Source organism: Flavobacterium aquiphilum, from assembly GCF_027111335.1.
Lineage (GTDB): Bacteria > Bacteroidota > Bacteroidia > Flavobacteriales > Flavobacteriaceae > Flavobacterium > Flavobacterium aquiphilum.
In genome coordinates this window covers 4,700,434-4,717,799 of sequence record NZ_CP114288.1, presented here as the reverse complement: position 1 = coordinate 4,717,799, position 17,366 = coordinate 4,700,434, and the positions used below count along the sequence as shown (strand labels likewise).

Below are 17,366 nucleotides of genomic sequence, written 5' to 3'. Positions count from 1 at the left end.
TGTTTTTAATCGAATTATATTATATCTTCTATTTTCTTCCCTCTAAAATTACTCCTTAAAAGGATTTCGTTCCTTCCAAATAATTTCAGGTTCCAATTTTGGGAATATTTTAGAAACATGTTTGTTTATCCTTGAATTACTGTGTTCCATAAAACCGTACATTTCTATAGGTTTTGCCCCAACAGAACTTTTAATTTCCAAAGCGGTTCTGGCAAAAATAATTTCTTTGAATCCTTTATTAATAGAATAAGCAATCATGTCGTAAAGCATGTTTAAATACAGCATTTTTTCCCTTTGGACCGTATCGTCGTAGCCTAAAAAATAGGTGTCAATTGTGTCGCCGTTTTTAATCAATGTGTTGAAACCAATCAGATTTCCATCCAAAAAATAACCATAGAATAAGAACTTGTCTTTTAATATTTCTTTAAAAACCCTAAAATGGTTTTTGCTCAGGAAAAAAGTATTGAAAGGCGCATTTTGGGCAACATGATGATAGAGGTCGTAAATGATTTCTTCATGCCTGATAATGTCTTCCAAATGCAATTTCCTCTTTTCGATTCCTTCTGCTTTTTTTCGTGCTCTTTTGTATTGATCACGGTATTTTTTGGTTAGAGAATTGATATAGTCCTGTTCTGATTTCCATTCATCCCGAATGTCAAAAGTCATATTAGGCTGAATACAGTATTTATAATTTTTTTTAAAAACCTCCGTAGTGAATTCTTCTACATCCTTTTGGGTGTAATCTTTAAAAGTAGTAATGTGTACTTTTTTGCCCATAGATTTAAATTTAGATTTCAAATCGTTGGTTGCTTTTTTTAAGGTTTTTATGCCTTCGGCAGTTGAGATGGAATCGGAAAAAATAAATGAATTTTGTCCTGTGAGCATGTTATTGCCGATAAGTAATACATGTGAAGAAAAGTTTTTCAAAATGAATTTTCGAACAGATGATTTTACACATCGATCTCTGTCTCCAAATGATTCCAATTTGTTTAAATCCAAAAATTGTGAGATAGCTATGCCTACCAAGTTTTGATCTTTAAAAAGGCTTATATAGTGGCAAATCATATTAGTTGGAGCCGACTTTTCTAAAATTTCAAAATATTCTTTGGATAAAAAGATATTTTTAGAAGCTAGAGTATTCCAGTTTTCAGGAAGTTGAATTGTTGACTCGTATATTTGGTATGAAAGTGCTGTTTTCAAATGAGGTAAGAATTTATTCAAATTTAGCCAATAAAGTTAATTTTATCTAGAATTGTTATTAAGTTTCTTTGGCGCGATATTTTTTAAAGAAATTGCATTTGATCAATAATCCGATGGAATGAGTTGTATAGAAACTTTGAATCTCAGTATCTTTTGTCTAACTTTATAGAAAAGAAATGATTATGCAAACTTATAATGAAGAAACAGCAGGCCCATTTTTAGAAAATTTAAGCGAATGGCGTTTTAAAGAGAATGCGATAGAAAAGGATTTTAAGTTCAAGAATTTTTCGCAGGCGTTAGCGTTTATTGTTCAGGTTGGTGTTTTTGCTGAAAAAATGAATCACCATCCAGAGCTTTTTAATGTGTATAATAAGGTAAACATACGGTTGAATACTCACGATTCAGGAGGGGTAACTACAAAAGATTTCGATTTGGCCGGTCAAATAGAAAGTTTGTTCCAATAAAAAAGCCTTATTTCAATATTTTACTGAAATAAGGCTTATTCTATTTTATTGTTGATTTACAGCCAAGCGCAGATTATTGCACCAATAATAGTTAAGTTAACTATCCAAAAACCGGCATGAACCCAAATATATTTCCAAGATTTTCTTTCGAATAAAGCATTTATTGCAATTACAGGAAAAGCAAAAAATAAACCGGAAATGAATCCATGAAAAGCTCCATGTTTGAATGTTCGGAATGCAGTACCATAATCGGCCATAAAGGCTTTGAAAGAAGGAAGCGCTTCATTTACTTTTGCAAATCCCCCAACCATACTCACGGCTCCTGATTGATGTATTGTCAATGTCATTTCAACTATGACAATGAGAAGTGAGAAAAAATAAGTTAATCCAAAAATTTTCAACATATTCCCTTTTTGGAGTTCCTCACGGGTAAGGCCTGTTTCATTCATCCATACTGTACCAAATACTTTGGGATTATACCAAATAAATCCAACTACTAATGTTGCTAATGCACTGACAAAAACTGCGATCCAATTCATTTCCATAATTTTAGGTTTTAAGGTTATCAATCAAATGTAAGTATTTTTTTGGAAACTATTATTTTTGTAAAATTCAAAATTAAGTAAGAAAAATATCTTAATAAATTAAAATAAATGTAATTCATCGATTATTTTGCTATTTTATGGAATTTTGGTATTATTTTTAATATGCTAATTGTAAAAATATTGATGATGAAAAATATAGTTACATTACTTCTTATTTTTGCCTTTTCAACTTCATTATTGGCAAATATTCCAAATTCTGAAAAAAATTGTTTGATAAAATTGTACCAAGCCACAAATGGCAACAATTGGGATAACAAATGGGATTTAAAAGCTCCGATTTCTACTTGGTATGGCGTTACAATTAAAAATGATCATGTAGTGGGAATCAATCTTTCTAATAATAATTTGGTGGGAACTTTGCCTGTCGAAATTACGAATTTAAAAAATTTGGAAGAATTGAATTTATTCAAAAATCAAATATCGGGGAAAATACCCGAAAATATTGGAAACTTGAAGAATTTAAAAGAGCTAAATCTTTCGTTTAATAAATTGACAGGTGCAATTCCAAATTCAATTTGTGAATTAACACATTTAAATTCTTTGATCCTGTTCATGAATCAGCTTTCTGGTGAATTGCCAAAACAAATTGGGAATTTAAAGGAATTGGAGGTTGTCTCTTTATTTAATAATGGATTGTCTGGAGAACTTCCAACAACTTTATATGAATTGAAGAATTTAAAAGAGTTGATGTTGAGTAGTAATAACTTCTCCGGCCACATAAGTTGGAATGTGCAAAATTTGAAAGAATTGCAAAATCTAAGTTTGTTTGATAATAAAATGGATGGACAAATACCATTAGCTCTTGCTAAATTGGATAATCTGAGAAATATTAATTTATCTTATAATTCATTTTCAGGTACGGTGCCCAAAGTTTTGGCTGAGAAAGATGACTTTGATCTTACGATGAAAAGTGAATCTGGAATTGCTTACCAACTGCAAGTGACCAATAATGCAAAAGGTATTTTGGCTGCTGATGAATAAATTTAAAAATAAGTTTAGTTAGTTAGGATTTATTTGGGGGATGTTTGCGAGTGCAATGGTTTAGTTCTTAAATCATTGCACTTTCTTTATGTTTCATTGGTTTGTAGTCGATTTATTGGCTAAATAAGTAACTATCGTGACCATATTGGGCATTTGTTTTGGCTCAAATTGATGTTTGGAAATTAAATTCAGCCAATAGCCTATTTTATTTAAATTTAGAAAAAGAGTATCTGATGTTTTTTTAAAATACTCATTATCAGTTTTTTATATTTATTTTGGTTCTTCATTAAGGATTTTAATTTTATACCGATTAACAATTTTTTAGCAAATAATTGCAAATTTTTTTGGCAGTTAGTTTTTTTAACTTAAATTTGTCTATAGAAATAGTAGAGTTTAAAAAACGATAGAAACACTAAAACTAAAATTTTGAAGACAATCAAAACCACCTTTTTTTTGATCATGCAAGGATCTTTCTCATTCGACATTCTTCGTCGAATGTGTTGCTGTTAATATCTTCAATACATACCATTCACTATTTTTAATGATTAGTTTTAAAATAATTCATTCACTTCGAATAAATTATTTAGCCAGTCTGGTATGTGATTTTTTCAAAATAATATCAATTTTAAATATTAATACTAATTAAAAAGTAATAGAAATGAAAAAGCGAATGCGTTGTTGTAAATAAAAAAAAAGCCATTTCTGCGGCAACAGAAATGGCAGGCTTAAAAAAATGTTATCGTTAAACGGAAAGAGAAAATTGATTTTCATCAGTTTTCAAGCTCCTTATTTATTAAACCAAAACAAAGTAATGAAAAAAATATTATATAATCTTTTATGGCTCGGCATTTTTCTAATTTCAATTGGAATTTACGCCCAAAATACAAAACCGCTCATTCAATCGAAACTTGACGGAACAGTGGTTAATAAAATAACGAATTTGCCTGTTGCCGGCGCTACAGTAACTATTAAAGGAACTACCCACGCAGTGGTGACTGATTCAGAAGGTAAATTTTATTTTCAAACAGGTCAAAAATTTCCTTATACCTTAGTCGTAACCTATGTTGGCTATAAAAAAATCGAATATATTGCTGACGGAAGTCCGGTTATTATCAATTTAGAAGAAGACCTTCAAGAACTTAATGGGTTAGTTGTTGTAGGATATGGTTCTCAAAAAAGAAAAGATATTACCGGAGCAATAGCTTCTGTTCCCAAAGGAAATTTAAATCAAGTAACTTCATCAGCAGATAACTTATTGAGAGGGGCTGTGCCTGGTGTTGTGGTTACTCAAAGTTCAGGACGACCGGGAGCAACTTCCAGTGTTCGAATTAGAGGAGGGAATTCAATTACTGCGGGTAATGAACCACTTTATGTTGTAGATGGAGTATTAATTTACAATGACAATAATAATGGCACTGCAGGTGTTACCAACGCTGGGGCAGGAGTTAACGTACTGTCAACGATCAGTCCGGGAGATATTGAGTCGATAGAAGTGTTGAAAGACGCATCGGCAACAGCAATTTATGGATCTCGTGGAGCTAATGGAGTAGTGTTAATTACGACCAAAAAAGGGACCAAAGGCTTGGATACCATTTCATATCAAGGATATTTTGGAGTACAGTCTGTTTCTAAAAAACTTGATTTGCTTAATGCTTCACAATGGGCAAGTTTGCGTAATGACGTTCAGGCGAGTATAGGTCAGGCTCCTTCTTTTTCAGCCGCACAAATAGAAGCTTTAAAAACTTCGGGAGATTACGATTGGCAGTCAGCTGCTTTTAGAACTGCTCCGGTTCAAAATCATCAACTAACATTTTCCGGTGGTGATGATCGTTCCAGATATGCAGTTTCTGCTGGTTATTTTGATCAGGACGGAGTTGTAATTGCAACAGATTTCAAAAGAATTTCGCTTCGTGCCAATTACGAGAGAAACTATTCCCAAAAATTCAAATTTGGTGTAAATGCCAATTACAGTAATTCTATTTCAAACGGTATTGGGAATAATAGCGGAGGAAGAAACCCTAATCCATTAGTTGCTGTTGTGTATCAACCTCTGGTGGTTCCTATTTATAATACTGACGGTTCTTATAACCTAAGCAATAATCCTTATGCAACAGCGGTTAACGGAATAATTGCTAATCCAATTAATGATTTGGAAAACACCACAAATGAAACTAAAATCAATAGAATTCTGACCAGTTTGTTTGGTGAATACAAAATAAACAAAGAAATCACTGCTAAGGTTTCCGTGAGCGGGGATGTGATTAATACCAAACAAAATTACTACGCTCCATCTACTACAGGAACTGGGGCAGGAACCAAAGGTTTAGCTTCAGTTGGTGATCGATTAGTAAGTTCAGTTTTGAATGAAAATACCATAAATTACAATACCCACTTTGGAGAAAACCACAAGTTTTCGGCTTTGGCGGGATACACGCTTCAATATACACAAGGCGAAGTGGTTAATGCAGGAGCTAATTATTTTGTAAATGATGCTGTTACTTACAATGCTTTGCAGGACGGAACAGCTGTAAAACCGTATAGTGATGCATTCGAAAGTGTATTGAAATCGTGGTTGGCCAGAGTGAATTATTCTTATGATGGAAAATACAATCTTACTGTATCGGCACGTGCAGACGGTTCTTCAAGATTTGGCTCGGAGTCGCTTTGGGGTTATTTCCCTTCAGCAGGTTTTTCCTGGAATATTACCGAAGAAGATTTTGCCAAAGATCTTAAAGGAGTTGATGAAGCAAAACTTAGATTGAGTGTTGGAACAACCGGAAATCAGGAAATTGGAAATTACCTTTCTTTGGCTTCTATCGGTTCGGTAAATTATTCTTTTGGTGGTGCTATACAAACGGGATTGGCACCAACACGTTTGGCAAATCCAGATTTGAAATGGGAAAAAACAACGCAATACAATGTTGGTTTGGACTTATCGCTTTTGGACAGAAAAATCAATTTTGTTTTTGACGCTTATTACAAAAGAACAAATGATTTGCTTATAAATGTGCCTATTCTGTTGACTTCGGGATATTCCACAGTTCTTCAGAATATTGGAGGAGTTGAAAATAAGGGTATCGAAATTGGTTTAAATACCGAAAACCTAAAAACTGAAAACTTTTCATGGAATTCAAATTTTGTGTTTTCGTTAAATAGAAACAAAGTAGTCGAAATTGGAAATGGGGTTGACCAATTCTTTCCAGTAGTTCCAAATGGTTCTTTGCTACAGCAACAACCTGTAACGGTAAAAGTAGGATTGCCTTTGGGAACTTTCTGGGGATACCAAACCAATGGTATTTTCCAAACTCAGGAAGAAGTGAATACGCAACCTAAAATAAACAGTCTTACCAATACAAAAGTAGGTGACAGAAAATATGTGGATACTAATGGAGATGGAGTTATTACATCTCTTGACAAAGGTAATCTTGGAAGCTCTCAACCAAAATTTGTTGGAAGTTTTAGCAACACCCTTATTTATAAAAACTTCGATTTGCAATTTTCTTTCCAAGGGTCTTATGGAGGAAAAATATTCAATGCTTTGAATCAGCAGTTGGAAATCTCTACTCTTGGAACAAATGCCGCTACAACATTATTGGATCGTTGGACACCTACAAACCCAAGTAATGAAATCCCTAGAGCATCAAGTTCTCCGTTGGGAATTGTTTCAGAACGTTATGTGGAAGATGCTTCTTTCCTGAGACTGAAACTAATCACTTTTGGATACACATTACCTAAGAGTGTTTCCAAAAAACTGGGAACCCAAAGCGTTAAATTTTATGTATCTGCCGAAAATCTGGTGACCTGGACAAAATACACAGGTTATGATCCAGAGGTAAGTTCTTATGAACAAAATAATTTATACCCCGGAATTGATTTTGGGTCTTATCCAAATTCCAAAACATTCATCTCGGGCGTGAACGTAACTTTTTAAGTAAAAATATATTAAGCGATGAAGAAGATAATAACAATATTATTAAGTGCTACGATATTGGTGTCGTGCACTGATCTGGAGGTAACACCTACCTCCTTTATAACCGAAGAAAATTTCTTTCAGACACAAGATGATGCTGTTGCAAGTGTAACCGCAGTTTACGCCTCATTGAGCATCGATCCGGGAGAGCAAAGCCTTTTTGGAAGAAACCTATATTTTCTCACTGACATGGCTTCCGATTATGCAGCGGCTGGAGTATCGGCTACGAATCCTCAGGTAAGGGCTTTGAGTAGTTTGACTCATGATGCCACATCTGATCGTGTGCAAGTGGCTTGGCGCCAAATATACAACGGTATTAACAGAGCCAACGTGGCTATTGATAATATTCCAAGAGCAAGTGGTTCAGAAGTTATAAAAACGAGATTGATTAATGAAGCCAAATTCATCAGAGGTTTGCTATACTTTCAGGCGGTTCGCCTTTGGGGAGGAGTTCCAATCGTTTTGCATGAACCAACTTCTATTCAATTGGAGAGTTTAAAATCAAGAAGAGCAACTGTTGAAGAGGTTTACGCGCAGATTATTTCGGATTTAACAGCAGCAGAAAGTTTGCCTTCTACTTATGCTTCGTCAGATGCCGGACGTGCTACTTCGGGCGCTGCAAAAGCGATTTTGGCAAAAGTATATTTGACCAGAAAAGATTGGCCAAATACGATCCTTAAAGCCAAAGAAGTAATTAACGGAGGTTATGGATATGCACTTTTCGAAAATTTTGCCGACATATTTAATAAAGCCAAAAAGAACGGAAAAGAACATATTTTTTCTGTTCAGTTTGAACCAAATCAAGCAGGTAATGGTTCCAGCGGAAGTACTTTTCAAGCGACTTCTTTTACCGGATTTACTGCAACAGAACCTGCAGACATTATATCGGATGTGGCTTTGTTCTATGATATTTATGCTGCTGGAGATACGAGAAGGGATGTGAGTTACAAAAAACAATTATTGAATCCGGCAACCGGAACGCTTTATACTTTTCCAAAGCCAATTTTCAGTAAATATCTTGATGAAACCAATTTAGCAAATCCTTCTAATGTAGCTATTAATTTCCCATTGATTCGTTATGCGGATATCCTTTTGTCATTTGCGGAAGCGACCAATGAACAAAGCGGACCAACTGCAGAAGCTTTTGAATACGTAAATCAAGTAAGAAGAAGGGCTTTTGGAAAACCAATTACGACTCCTGATGTGACTGTAGATTTAGTAGGACTTACAACTGCACAGTTAAGAGATGCCATACGCGAAGAACGAAAAAAAGAATTTGTTCAGGAAGGGCAAAGATGGTTTGATTTGGTTCGTTGGGGAACTTTGGTAACCGAAGTGAAAAAAGTAACTGCCAAAAACTCAGTTTCAGAGCGAAACAATTTGTATCCAATTCCGCAAAGTGAACGAAACATAGACCCTGTTGGGTTACCACAAAATCCAGGTTATTAATCGATAAAATTATAAAAAAATGAAAAATTTAAAAATCAATTTAAAGTTGAAAACCCCACAAAAAGGGCTGTTGGCTATTGCCTTGCTTGTAGCACAATTTGGCTTTGCCCAAAACAAACCGGACGCAAATTACAAAGGCGTTATCGGTAAAACATTGGCTGATTCAAAAGAATATTGGCCGGAACCTGTAAAAGCGCCAGCTGGTGCTCCTAATATCGTTTGGATTTTATTGGACGATGTAGGATTTGGAGCTTCAAGTGCTTTTGGAGGTTTGATACAAACACCAACTTTTGATGCTTTGGCAAATAATGGGCTTCGATATACTAATTTTCACACCACAGCAATTTGCGCGCCAACCCGTGCGGCACTTTTAACAGGAAGAAATTCAGGGAAAGTTCATGTTAGCGGTTTCTCTCACACGGTTCTTTCGGCTGGTTTTCCGGGTTGGGATGGAAAAATTCCGTCAGATAAAGGAACAGTTGCAGAGATTTTGAGAGAGAATGGGTATAACACTTTTGCTGTTGGTAAATACGGTGTAGCTCCTGATGAGGACGCTACAGATGCTGGTCCATTTGACCGTTGGCCAACCGGTAAAGGTTTTGATCATTTCTTTGGTTTCTTAGGTTCTCAAACCGATCAATACAATCCTGATTTGGTGGAAGATCAAGCACACGTAAAACCAGACGGACGACATTTAACGGATCAAATTACAGACAAAGCCATTAGTTATATCCAAAAACAACAAAAAGCAGCTCCTGGAAAACCTTTCTTTTTATACTATGCACCGGGAGCCGTTCATGCTCCGCATCAAGTGGCACAAGAATGGAGTGATCAATACAGAGGGAAATTTGACGAAGGTTGGGATGTTTATCGTGAAAAAGTTTTGGCAAACCAAAAGAAATTGGGTGTGATTCCTGCCAATGCGGTATTGCCTGAACGTAATCCGCTCATTGCCGATTGGAAAAAATTGACTCCAGATCAAAAGAAAGTGTATGCCCGATTCATGGAAGTCTATGCCGGATATCTTACTTACACCGACCACGAAATAGGAAGAGTTGTTAATTATCTAAAAGAAAGCAATCAACTGGATAATACCTTGATTTTTTTAGCCATCGGGGATAATGGCGCAAGTAAAGAAGGGACTACTCAGGGTACAATTAGTCAAAATCTTTTTGCCAAAGGGACATCAGACGAAGAAAATCTTCAGGCTAATTTAGCGAACATTGGAGAAATTGGTACACCAAAAGGATTAAATACAAATTATCCATTAGGTTGGGCACAAGCGACCAATGCACCCTTTAAAAATTGGAAACAAGATGCTCAGTCCGAAGGAGGAACCCGTAATCCGTTGATTATTCATTATCCAAAAGGAATTAAAGAAAAAGGAGGAATCAGAAACCAATACAGCCATGTAACAGACATTCTTCCTACTACTTTGGATATTGTGGGGATCAAAGCGCCTGAAACTATCAAAGAAATTAAGCAGGATAAAATTCAAGGGTCTTCTTTGTATGCTTCGTTGAATGATCCTAAAGCCGAATCGTTACACAAAGTACAGTACTATTATATTTTTGGAAACAGAGCGATTTACAAAGATGGCTGGAAAGCGGGTGCAGCTCATCTTCCGGATTCATTTGCTTTGAAAAGTTCGATAGGTAAAGGTGAAGCTCCAAAACAAACCAATTTTGATACCGATGTTTGGGAATTGTACAACTTAAACGAAGATTTTAACGAGCGTGTTAATTTGGCTCAAAAGTATCCTGAAAAATTGGCTGAGCTTAAAAAGTTATTTGATGAGCAAGCCAAAGAGAACAATTTGTATCCACTAATTGATTGGCAAGATGTGTTGGGTAGAAAAATACATAATGCTAGTGGGGATAAAAACCAAAATCTTCAGGAGTTGATTCATAAAGGAGCACAATCCGGAAGTAGCAATTAATCAAAGAATCTGGAATTCAGGTCTTTTTTGTAAAAGTTTAAAAGACCTGATTCTTTACTAAATTTTAAAAATGATAGAGTTATGAAGTTGATAGATTTTCAAACAATAGGGAAAAAGATTGTCGTTGGGGCAATAGTTTTTTTAGTTCCGCTGGCTATTTTGGGCGGAGGGTTAACATTGGTAAGTTATATTTTAAAATAAAAAATCATGGCATTAGATCAAAATTTAAAAAGAAAACTAACAAAAGACTTGAGCATTAGTCTTTTGATATACAGTTTGCCGGTACTGGCAATCTACCTTTATTTTAAGATAAGCAATGGGGATGTGACAGAATCACATTTGGTTTTGCCATCGTTTTTGGAATTTGTGAAACCTGCATTCCAAAATATCCGAACTTGGGGATTAATCGTTTTTATGCTTGTTTTAGGAGCAATCGAATTTGCTGCTGGTTTATATGATGACCAATGGACAGGAACAGAACGCAAAATTGATATCATTTGTTTTTTGGCTCCAAAATTGCTTTTGCCTCCCGTAATTGCTTTTTTTAGCTTGACTGCATTACCTTATTTAATTCCAAGTTTGGAAAATACGCTTTCGTGGGTTCCGTTTTGGGGAGGCTTTTTCCTGATTGCCATTGCCGATGATTTAACGCAGTATTGGTACCATCGCTTGCATCATCAAGTACCTTTTCTGTGGCGTTTTCATAGAACGCATCACTCAGCTCCATATATGGGAATGGCTATGGCTTCGAGACAAAACTTTATTTATACCGTGTTTTTCTCCCAAATTTATTTGACCGCTACATTGACTTATTTAGGCTTAGGATTGCCTGCTTTGTTTGTTACTGTTATAAAGAGTTTTATCACTTTGGGCGCACATTCCAGTATCGCTTGGGACAAACCTTTTTATAAATACAAAGTATTACATCCAATTGCATGGGTTTTGGAACGTTTGATTTCGACTCCGGCCACGCATCATGCACACCATGCGGATACAAGTGGTGATGGTGTTGGATACTTTAAAGGAAACTTCGGGAATATGTTTTTTATATGGGATGTGATTTTTGGCACTGGCTTGATTACACGCAAATTCCCTAAGTCATACGGAACAAAATCATATAAAAGTGAAGAATGGTACGCACAATTTCTTTGGCCGATATTCAAATCTAAAAAAGAGGGAAGCCCTTTAGCAGATGGAGTTTTAGCATTGCCAATTTCTCCGAAGAAAGAAACTACTTCAGTAAATCAAAATATATACGAGCCAGTTCAATCTTAAAGACTTATGAGAAGAAAAATATTCAAAAACAGTATCACGGCAATAGTCATATTTTTTGGAATGGTTGGTTTTGCTCAAAATCAGAACTTATTTACATTGCAAATAGATTCCTTTTATGCAAAAATTAAAGAGCAGAAAAAGCCACAGATAATTGATGCCAGAAGTTCTGAAGAGTTTGCAAATAATCATATCAATGATGCGGTTAATTTTAATTTGGAAACAAAGAATTATGCTCAATATGTCGCAAAATTAGATAAATCACAACCTGTATTTATTTATTCGATAGGAGCTTACAGAAGCGGGCTGTTAGCAAAAGAATTATTGAAAAATGGTTTTACTGAAGTCCATGATTTAGAAGGAGGAATAGCAGCTTGGATAGGAGTGGGAAAGCCGTTTTATTCGAATTCAAAAAGTAAATTATCGTTAGGAGAATACAAAAAAGTGATTGCTGACAACAATAATGTTTTGGTTGATATTGGATCCAGATATTGTGCAGCCTGTAAGAAAGTAAAGCCTATTTTGGAAGCCATCAAGACACAATATGGTGAAACAATAAAAATTGTTGAGATCGATTTGGAAGAAAATCCTCAAGTTATTGCCGATTTGAAAACAGTTAAGGTTTTTCCAACATTGATTTTATATAGAAACGGTAAAATCGTTTTTAAAAAAGACGGTTTAAGCGATTTGAAAAAAGATGTTGATTTGGTTTTGGCTTCAAATTAGCATTTGAAAATAACTTTGATAATTGCAAAAATGACTCTGGGAAAATAAAACTCACTGAGTTTACAGGAAATTAATTTTTGTTTGAAATATAAAAGATAGTTTGGTTTTTTAGTTAGTCCATTACTTGGTTTTTTTTTTTGTTCGCGCAATAGTTTAGTCTCTAAACTATTGCGCTTTTTTTTTGTAAGATATATATTCATTAAGTTGTGTTTTTAGTTAATTTGTCGATTTTTTGTTGTTTATTAACGGAGTTTTTAATTATTTTTGGAATGATAAATTTTAAACAAAGTAAATGAGGAAAAAAATTACGCTACTTTTTTTTATTGTTACTGTCTTCTTTTCGATTTCTGCTTTTGCCGCAATATCTCAGGCCGAAAAAGATGTTTTGATAAAATTAAACCAGGTTACCAATGGCCAAAAATGGATCAATAAATGGGATATTTCCCAGCCAATGGAGAAATGGTATGGAGTCAAAATCGTAGACGACAAAGTTGTTTCCATAAACTTGAGAAACAATAATTTGACAGGGCGCATTCCTGTTGAGATTACTACTTTGCTTAATTTGCAAGAACTGAATTTAGGGACTAATTTACTGAACGGCGAAATTCCTTTAAATATTGGAAATTTGAAATCGTTGCAGGTTTTGGATCTTTCGTTCAATAAATTGACAGGATTTATTCCGGTTTCTGTTTGTTCGTTGCCAAATTTAAAAGCATTAGTATTGGACCGAAATATTTTATCGGGTGAGTTACCTCAGCAAATAGGGAAACTTTCGATGTTGGAGAATTTGTCATTGTATGAAAATTCATTTCAAGGGCAGTTGCCTGCATCTTTTTATGAGTTAAAATCTTTAAAATCAGTATCTTTGTATACAAATAGATTTACCGGTAAGTTAAATTCTGCAATAGGTAATTTGATTATGCTGGAGAATTTAAATCTTTTTGACAATGATTTCAAGGGACAAGTTCCAATAGAATTGGAGAAATTGACCCGTTTAAAAAAAATGAATATATCCTATAATTTGTTTACTGGACAAGTTTCCAACAAATTATCATTATTGGATAAACTGAATATGACTATGCGAAATGAAGTTGGAAATGTTGTTTCATTGCCCGTTATAAAAGGATGATAATTTCTTTTCAATGTCAAAATATTGAAAATTGTTTGTTTTAATACATTTAGTTAGAAAAACCCTGTAAAGTCATGCTTACAGGGTTTTTCGTTTTCTTAAAATCTTTTTTAGTCTTCCGTTTTTTATTTAAATAATTAATATTGTGGTAGTTATATAATTGTGCTAAATTAGTAGAAAAATATAATGTGTTTTTTAAACAATCTTTATCGTAAATAGTTGCTTTTTTGAGGGGTGCTGTCCATGAATTTATTTCTGATTAATGGCTAATGTTACTCCTTTTTAGAATTTGTTCTTTTCTTTTTTGATTTGGTTTAAAGGAATTTGGTCTTTCGAATTCATGTGCGTTGTTTCTTTAAATCAACCTTGTTTGTGATTAATAGTATTAGATATAACTTAATAGATAAAACAATGGCAGAATTAAAAAAACAGCAAACTGCGTTAGGAGACGTAGCCGCAAGACAGTTAGCAATTGCAACCCGTTCAGTTCCACAAATGGTTGCCATTACCCCAAGATGGCTCACACATCTTTTGCATTGGGTTCCGGTTGAAGGAGGAGTGTATCGTTTGAATAAAGTAAAGGATGCAAAACAAATAGAAGTTGATTGTTCCAGAAGAGATGAACATGAACTCCCAAATACTTTTGTCGATTATATAGATAATCCCCGAGAATATAATTTGGCTGCCGTGCAAACGATAGTCGATGTGCACACCCGTGTATCGGACTTGTATAGTAAACCGTATAATCAAATTACAGAACAATTGCGCCTTGCAATTGAGACTATAAAAGAAAGACAAGAACGGGAATTGATTATTAATAAAGATTACGGTTTGTTGAGCAATGTAGCTCCTTCGCAAGTTATCAAGACGAGAACTGGTGCGCCTACTCCAGATGATATGGACGAATTGTTGACCAAAGTATGGAAAGAACCAGGTTTTTTCTTGTTACATCCTTTGGCCATTGCTGCTTTTGGGCGTGAATGTACCCGCCGAGGAGTGCCGCCTCCCACCACTTCTTTGTTTGGTTCGCAGTTCCTTACCTGGAGAGGTATTCCGCTTATACCTTCGGATAAATTGCCAATAGAAAATGGGAAAACCAAAATCATTTTGATGCGTACCGGCGAAAGCCGTCAGGGTGTAATTGGGCTTATTTTGCCCGGATTGCAAGGGGAACAGTCTCCTGGTTTATCTGTCCGTTTTATGGGGATAAATGAGAAAGCCATTGCTTCTTATTTAGTATCGTTGTATTGTTCATTGGTAATTACTGTTGATGATGCAATTGCGGTACTAGAGGATGTACAAATAGACAAGTATCATGAATACAAATAATAGTAATCCCGGTTTACCGAATATTGAGGATTTACAGCGCATAGCCAATGAGTTGTTCAGTGCTTTGCCCAATGAATTTCCAAAAGAAATTTCCTTGAGCCCAGACCCTAATGAACATCCTCGCGCTACTAAAATTGCTGAAACACTCCTTTCTGCCGGTAATTTGGGTCAGGTTGAAACTGTTTTTCCGGTAAGTAACCATGATACTTTGGTGAATCAAGCAGATCATGGAATGTCAGGAATTCCAAATTTGCCTGAGAGTCCGTTGGGTTTTCCTAAATCGCCGCAATCTATGGGAGGTTTTGGGGTTTCTCCATCGGTTGGGTCTTATGGTAATTTGGGAGATTTCGGTAAAACGCCTCATTCATTTTCGAATAGTTCAAATTCTAATTTTTTGGAACAAAACCTTTACGGAATCGATACTTCGCAATATACCTTGGGAAGTGGTGAAGTGCCTTTTGCAGTAGGAACCGGCAATAATGTTGATATGGGTAATCCGCAAACAAGTTTTGAAGATTTGAATTTACAGCATAAAGAAGAGCCCTCTTACTTACCATTTGAACACGAAGGAGCTTCTTTTGAAGCCGAATTAAAAGCCGCTTTAAATTTGATAAATAAAGATTTTGGGATTCCATTGAAAACAAATACTGTTGGATTGGATAATAAGAACAGTTATTATTTTCTTGATGAAAATCCGTTTGCTTTTGATTCCAAAAAACCTGTAATTTCATCTGTTAATTCGATTCCTAATCAAACAGAAAAAGGATGGGTTGGATCAAATTTTGATGCCAATTTAATTAAGAAAGACTTTCCGATTTTGAGTGAAACTGTAAATGGAAAACCTTTAATTTGGTTTGATAATGCTGCGACTACCCAAAAACCAAAGACAGTGATTGACCGTGTTGCCTATTTTTACGAACATGAAAATTCAAATATTCACCGCGCAGCGCATGAATTGGCTGCGAGAGCTTCAGATGCTTACGAGGCCGCCCGTGAAAAAGTAAGAGCCTTTTTGAATGCCGGTTCTGTAAACGAAATTGTATTTGTGCGCGGAGCAACCGAGGGAGTCAATTTGGTGGCTGAAAGTTGGGGAAACCATAAATTGAATGCAGGGGATGAAATAATTGTCAGTCATTTGGAGCATCACGCAAATATTGTTCCCTGGAAACGTTTAGCCGATAAAAAAGGACTTGTTTTGCGAGTGATTCCAGTAGATGACAATGGACAGATTTTACTTGATGAATATGCTAAATTATTGAATCCAAAGACAAAATTGGTTGCAGTTACCCAAGTTTCAAATGCGTTGGGAACCATTACACCTGCTAAACAAATGGTAGATATGGCACACGCAGTTGGTGCCAAAGTATTGTTGGATGGAGCGCAGTCTGTTTCGCACATGAAAGTCGATGTGCGCTATCTTAATGCCGATTGGCTTGTTTTTTCGGGACATAAATTGTTCGGGCCAACAGGTATTGGAGTTGTATATGGAAAAGAAGATTTATTAAATGAAATGGAACCTTATCAATCTGGTGGGAATATGATTCAGGATGTGACTTTTGAGGAAATCAAATACCACAAAGCACCTAGCCGTTTCGAAGCGGGAACAGGAAACATTGCCGATGCAATTGGTCTTGGTGCAGCCATTGATTATATTTTGAAAATTGGGATAGAAGCAATCGGGCAGTATGAGCATTATTTGTTGGAATATGCTACCCATCAACTCAAACAGATACCTGGAGTCCGATTGATAGGTACAGCGGCCAATAAAGCGAGCGTACTTTCGTTTACACTGGACGGTTTTACAAATGATGAGGTAGGAAAAGCGTTGAACAAGGAAGGAATTGCTGTGCGTACCGGACACCATTGTGCGCAGCCTATTTTAAGGAGAATGGGTGTAGAAACCACAGTTCGTCCTTCATTGGCTTTTTATAATACTTGCCAGGATGTAGATGTGTTTATAGAAACGCTTTGGCGGTTGAAAAAGGATAAATAGTAAAAATAAAAACCTCAGACTTGTCCTGAGGTTTTTGCTTAGATTAATAATTCTATGCTATTAGTACCGTTTAAATAAAATTACTCTCAATCCGTCATAATTATTGTCCAAAATATCCAGTTTGTTTGCATGGGAAACCATTTTTCTTCCTTAGAATTTATGAAAATTTTAGATTCTTAAAAGTCGTTTGAAACAATTTTATTAAGTAGCTTTGTTGTAGAGCTGATAATTTAAAGGTCGTAATTATATCAAATTACTATTTTTAAAGGCATCTACTAAGAATGAACGAAAGTCAGTCTATAATTTTTT

The 17,366-nt window shown here is 35.2% G+C and carries 12 protein-coding genes; 10 read left to right on the top strand and 2 right to left on the bottom strand.

The annotated features are described in order from the left end of the window. Nucleotides 1-48 precede the first annotated feature (48 nt). Nucleotides 49-1,200, bottom strand: coding sequence for a peptidogalycan biosysnthesis protein (locus OZP12_RS19105; protein WP_281229094.1), 1,152 nt, complete (start codon nt 1,198-1,200; stop codon nt 49-51). Between the two features lie 182 nt (nt 1,201-1,382). On the opposite strand from OZP12_RS19105, the gene OZP12_RS19100 reads away from it, so the two are divergent. Beyond that, nucleotides 1,383-1,664 (top strand): 4a-hydroxytetrahydrobiopterin dehydratase, encoded by a 282-nt coding sequence (locus tag OZP12_RS19100; protein WP_281226673.1) that lies wholly within the window; start codon nt 1,383-1,385, stop codon nt 1,662-1,664. A 56-nt stretch (nt 1,665-1,720) separates the two neighbouring features. On the opposite strand, the gene OZP12_RS19095 is transcribed toward OZP12_RS19100, so the two are convergent. After that, nucleotides 1,721-2,203, bottom strand: coding sequence for a DUF1761 domain-containing protein (locus OZP12_RS19095; RefSeq protein ID WP_349293560.1), 483 nt, complete (start codon nt 2,201-2,203; stop codon nt 1,721-1,723). A 192-nt stretch (nt 2,204-2,395) separates the two neighbouring features. Between OZP12_RS19095 and OZP12_RS19090 the strand changes: the two genes are divergently transcribed. From OZP12_RS19090 to OZP12_RS19050, 9 genes are all read left to right on the top strand, one after another. Then, the gene (locus OZP12_RS19090; protein ID WP_281226671.1) at nt 2,396-3,250 is read left to right on the top strand and encodes a leucine-rich repeat domain-containing protein; all 855 of its coding nucleotides are present in this window, start codon (nt 2,396-2,398) and stop codon (nt 3,248-3,250) included. An 811-nt stretch (nt 3,251-4,061) separates the two neighbouring features. Further along, entirely contained in the window at nt 4,062-7,181 is a 3,120-nt protein-coding gene (locus OZP12_RS19085) for a SusC/RagA family TonB-linked outer membrane protein (protein WP_281226670.1), read from the top strand. 18 nt (nt 7,182-7,199) lie between these two features. Then, nucleotides 7,200-8,669 carry a RagB/SusD family nutrient uptake outer membrane protein gene (locus OZP12_RS19080; RefSeq protein ID WP_281226669.1) on the top strand — a complete coding sequence of 490 codons (1,470 nt, stop codon included), beginning with the start codon at nt 7,200-7,202 and terminating at the stop codon, nt 8,667-8,669. Nucleotides 8,670-8,688: 19 nt separating this feature from the next. Next, nucleotides 8,689-10,608 (top strand): arylsulfatase, encoded by a 1,920-nt coding sequence (locus OZP12_RS19075; protein WP_281226668.1) that lies wholly within the window; start codon nt 8,689-8,691, stop codon nt 10,606-10,608. A gap of 207 nt (nt 10,609-10,815) precedes the next feature. After that, nucleotides 10,816-11,883: a sterol desaturase family protein gene (locus tag OZP12_RS19070; protein WP_281226667.1), complete on the top strand. Its 1,068-nt coding sequence runs from the start codon at nt 10,816-10,818 to the stop codon at nt 11,881-11,883. A 6-nt stretch (nt 11,884-11,889) separates the two neighbouring features. After that, the gene (locus tag OZP12_RS19065) at nt 11,890-12,606 is read left to right on the top strand and encodes a thioredoxin domain-containing protein (protein ID WP_281226666.1); all 717 of its coding nucleotides are present in this window, start codon (nt 11,890-11,892) and stop codon (nt 12,604-12,606) included. A gap of 292 nt (nt 12,607-12,898) precedes the next feature. After that, on the top strand, nt 12,899-13,735 hold the full coding sequence (locus OZP12_RS19060) for a leucine-rich repeat domain-containing protein (protein ID WP_281226665.1): 837 nt from the start codon (nt 12,899-12,901) through the stop codon (nt 13,733-13,735). A 411-nt stretch (nt 13,736-14,146) separates the two neighbouring features. Beyond that, nucleotides 14,147-15,064 carry a family 2A encapsulin nanocompartment shell protein gene (locus tag OZP12_RS19055; RefSeq protein WP_281226664.1) on the top strand — a complete coding sequence of 306 codons (918 nt, stop codon included), beginning with the start codon at nt 14,147-14,149 and terminating at the stop codon, nt 15,062-15,064. Beyond that, nucleotides 15,051-17,057 carry a family 2A encapsulin nanocompartment cargo protein cysteine desulfurase gene (locus tag OZP12_RS19050; RefSeq protein ID WP_281226662.1) on the top strand — a complete coding sequence of 669 codons (2,007 nt, stop codon included), beginning with the start codon at nt 15,051-15,053 and terminating at the stop codon, nt 17,055-17,057. Before OZP12_RS19055 ends, OZP12_RS19050 begins: the two co-directional genes overlap by 14 nt. The last annotated feature ends 309 nt before the right edge of the window (nt 17,058-17,366 follow it).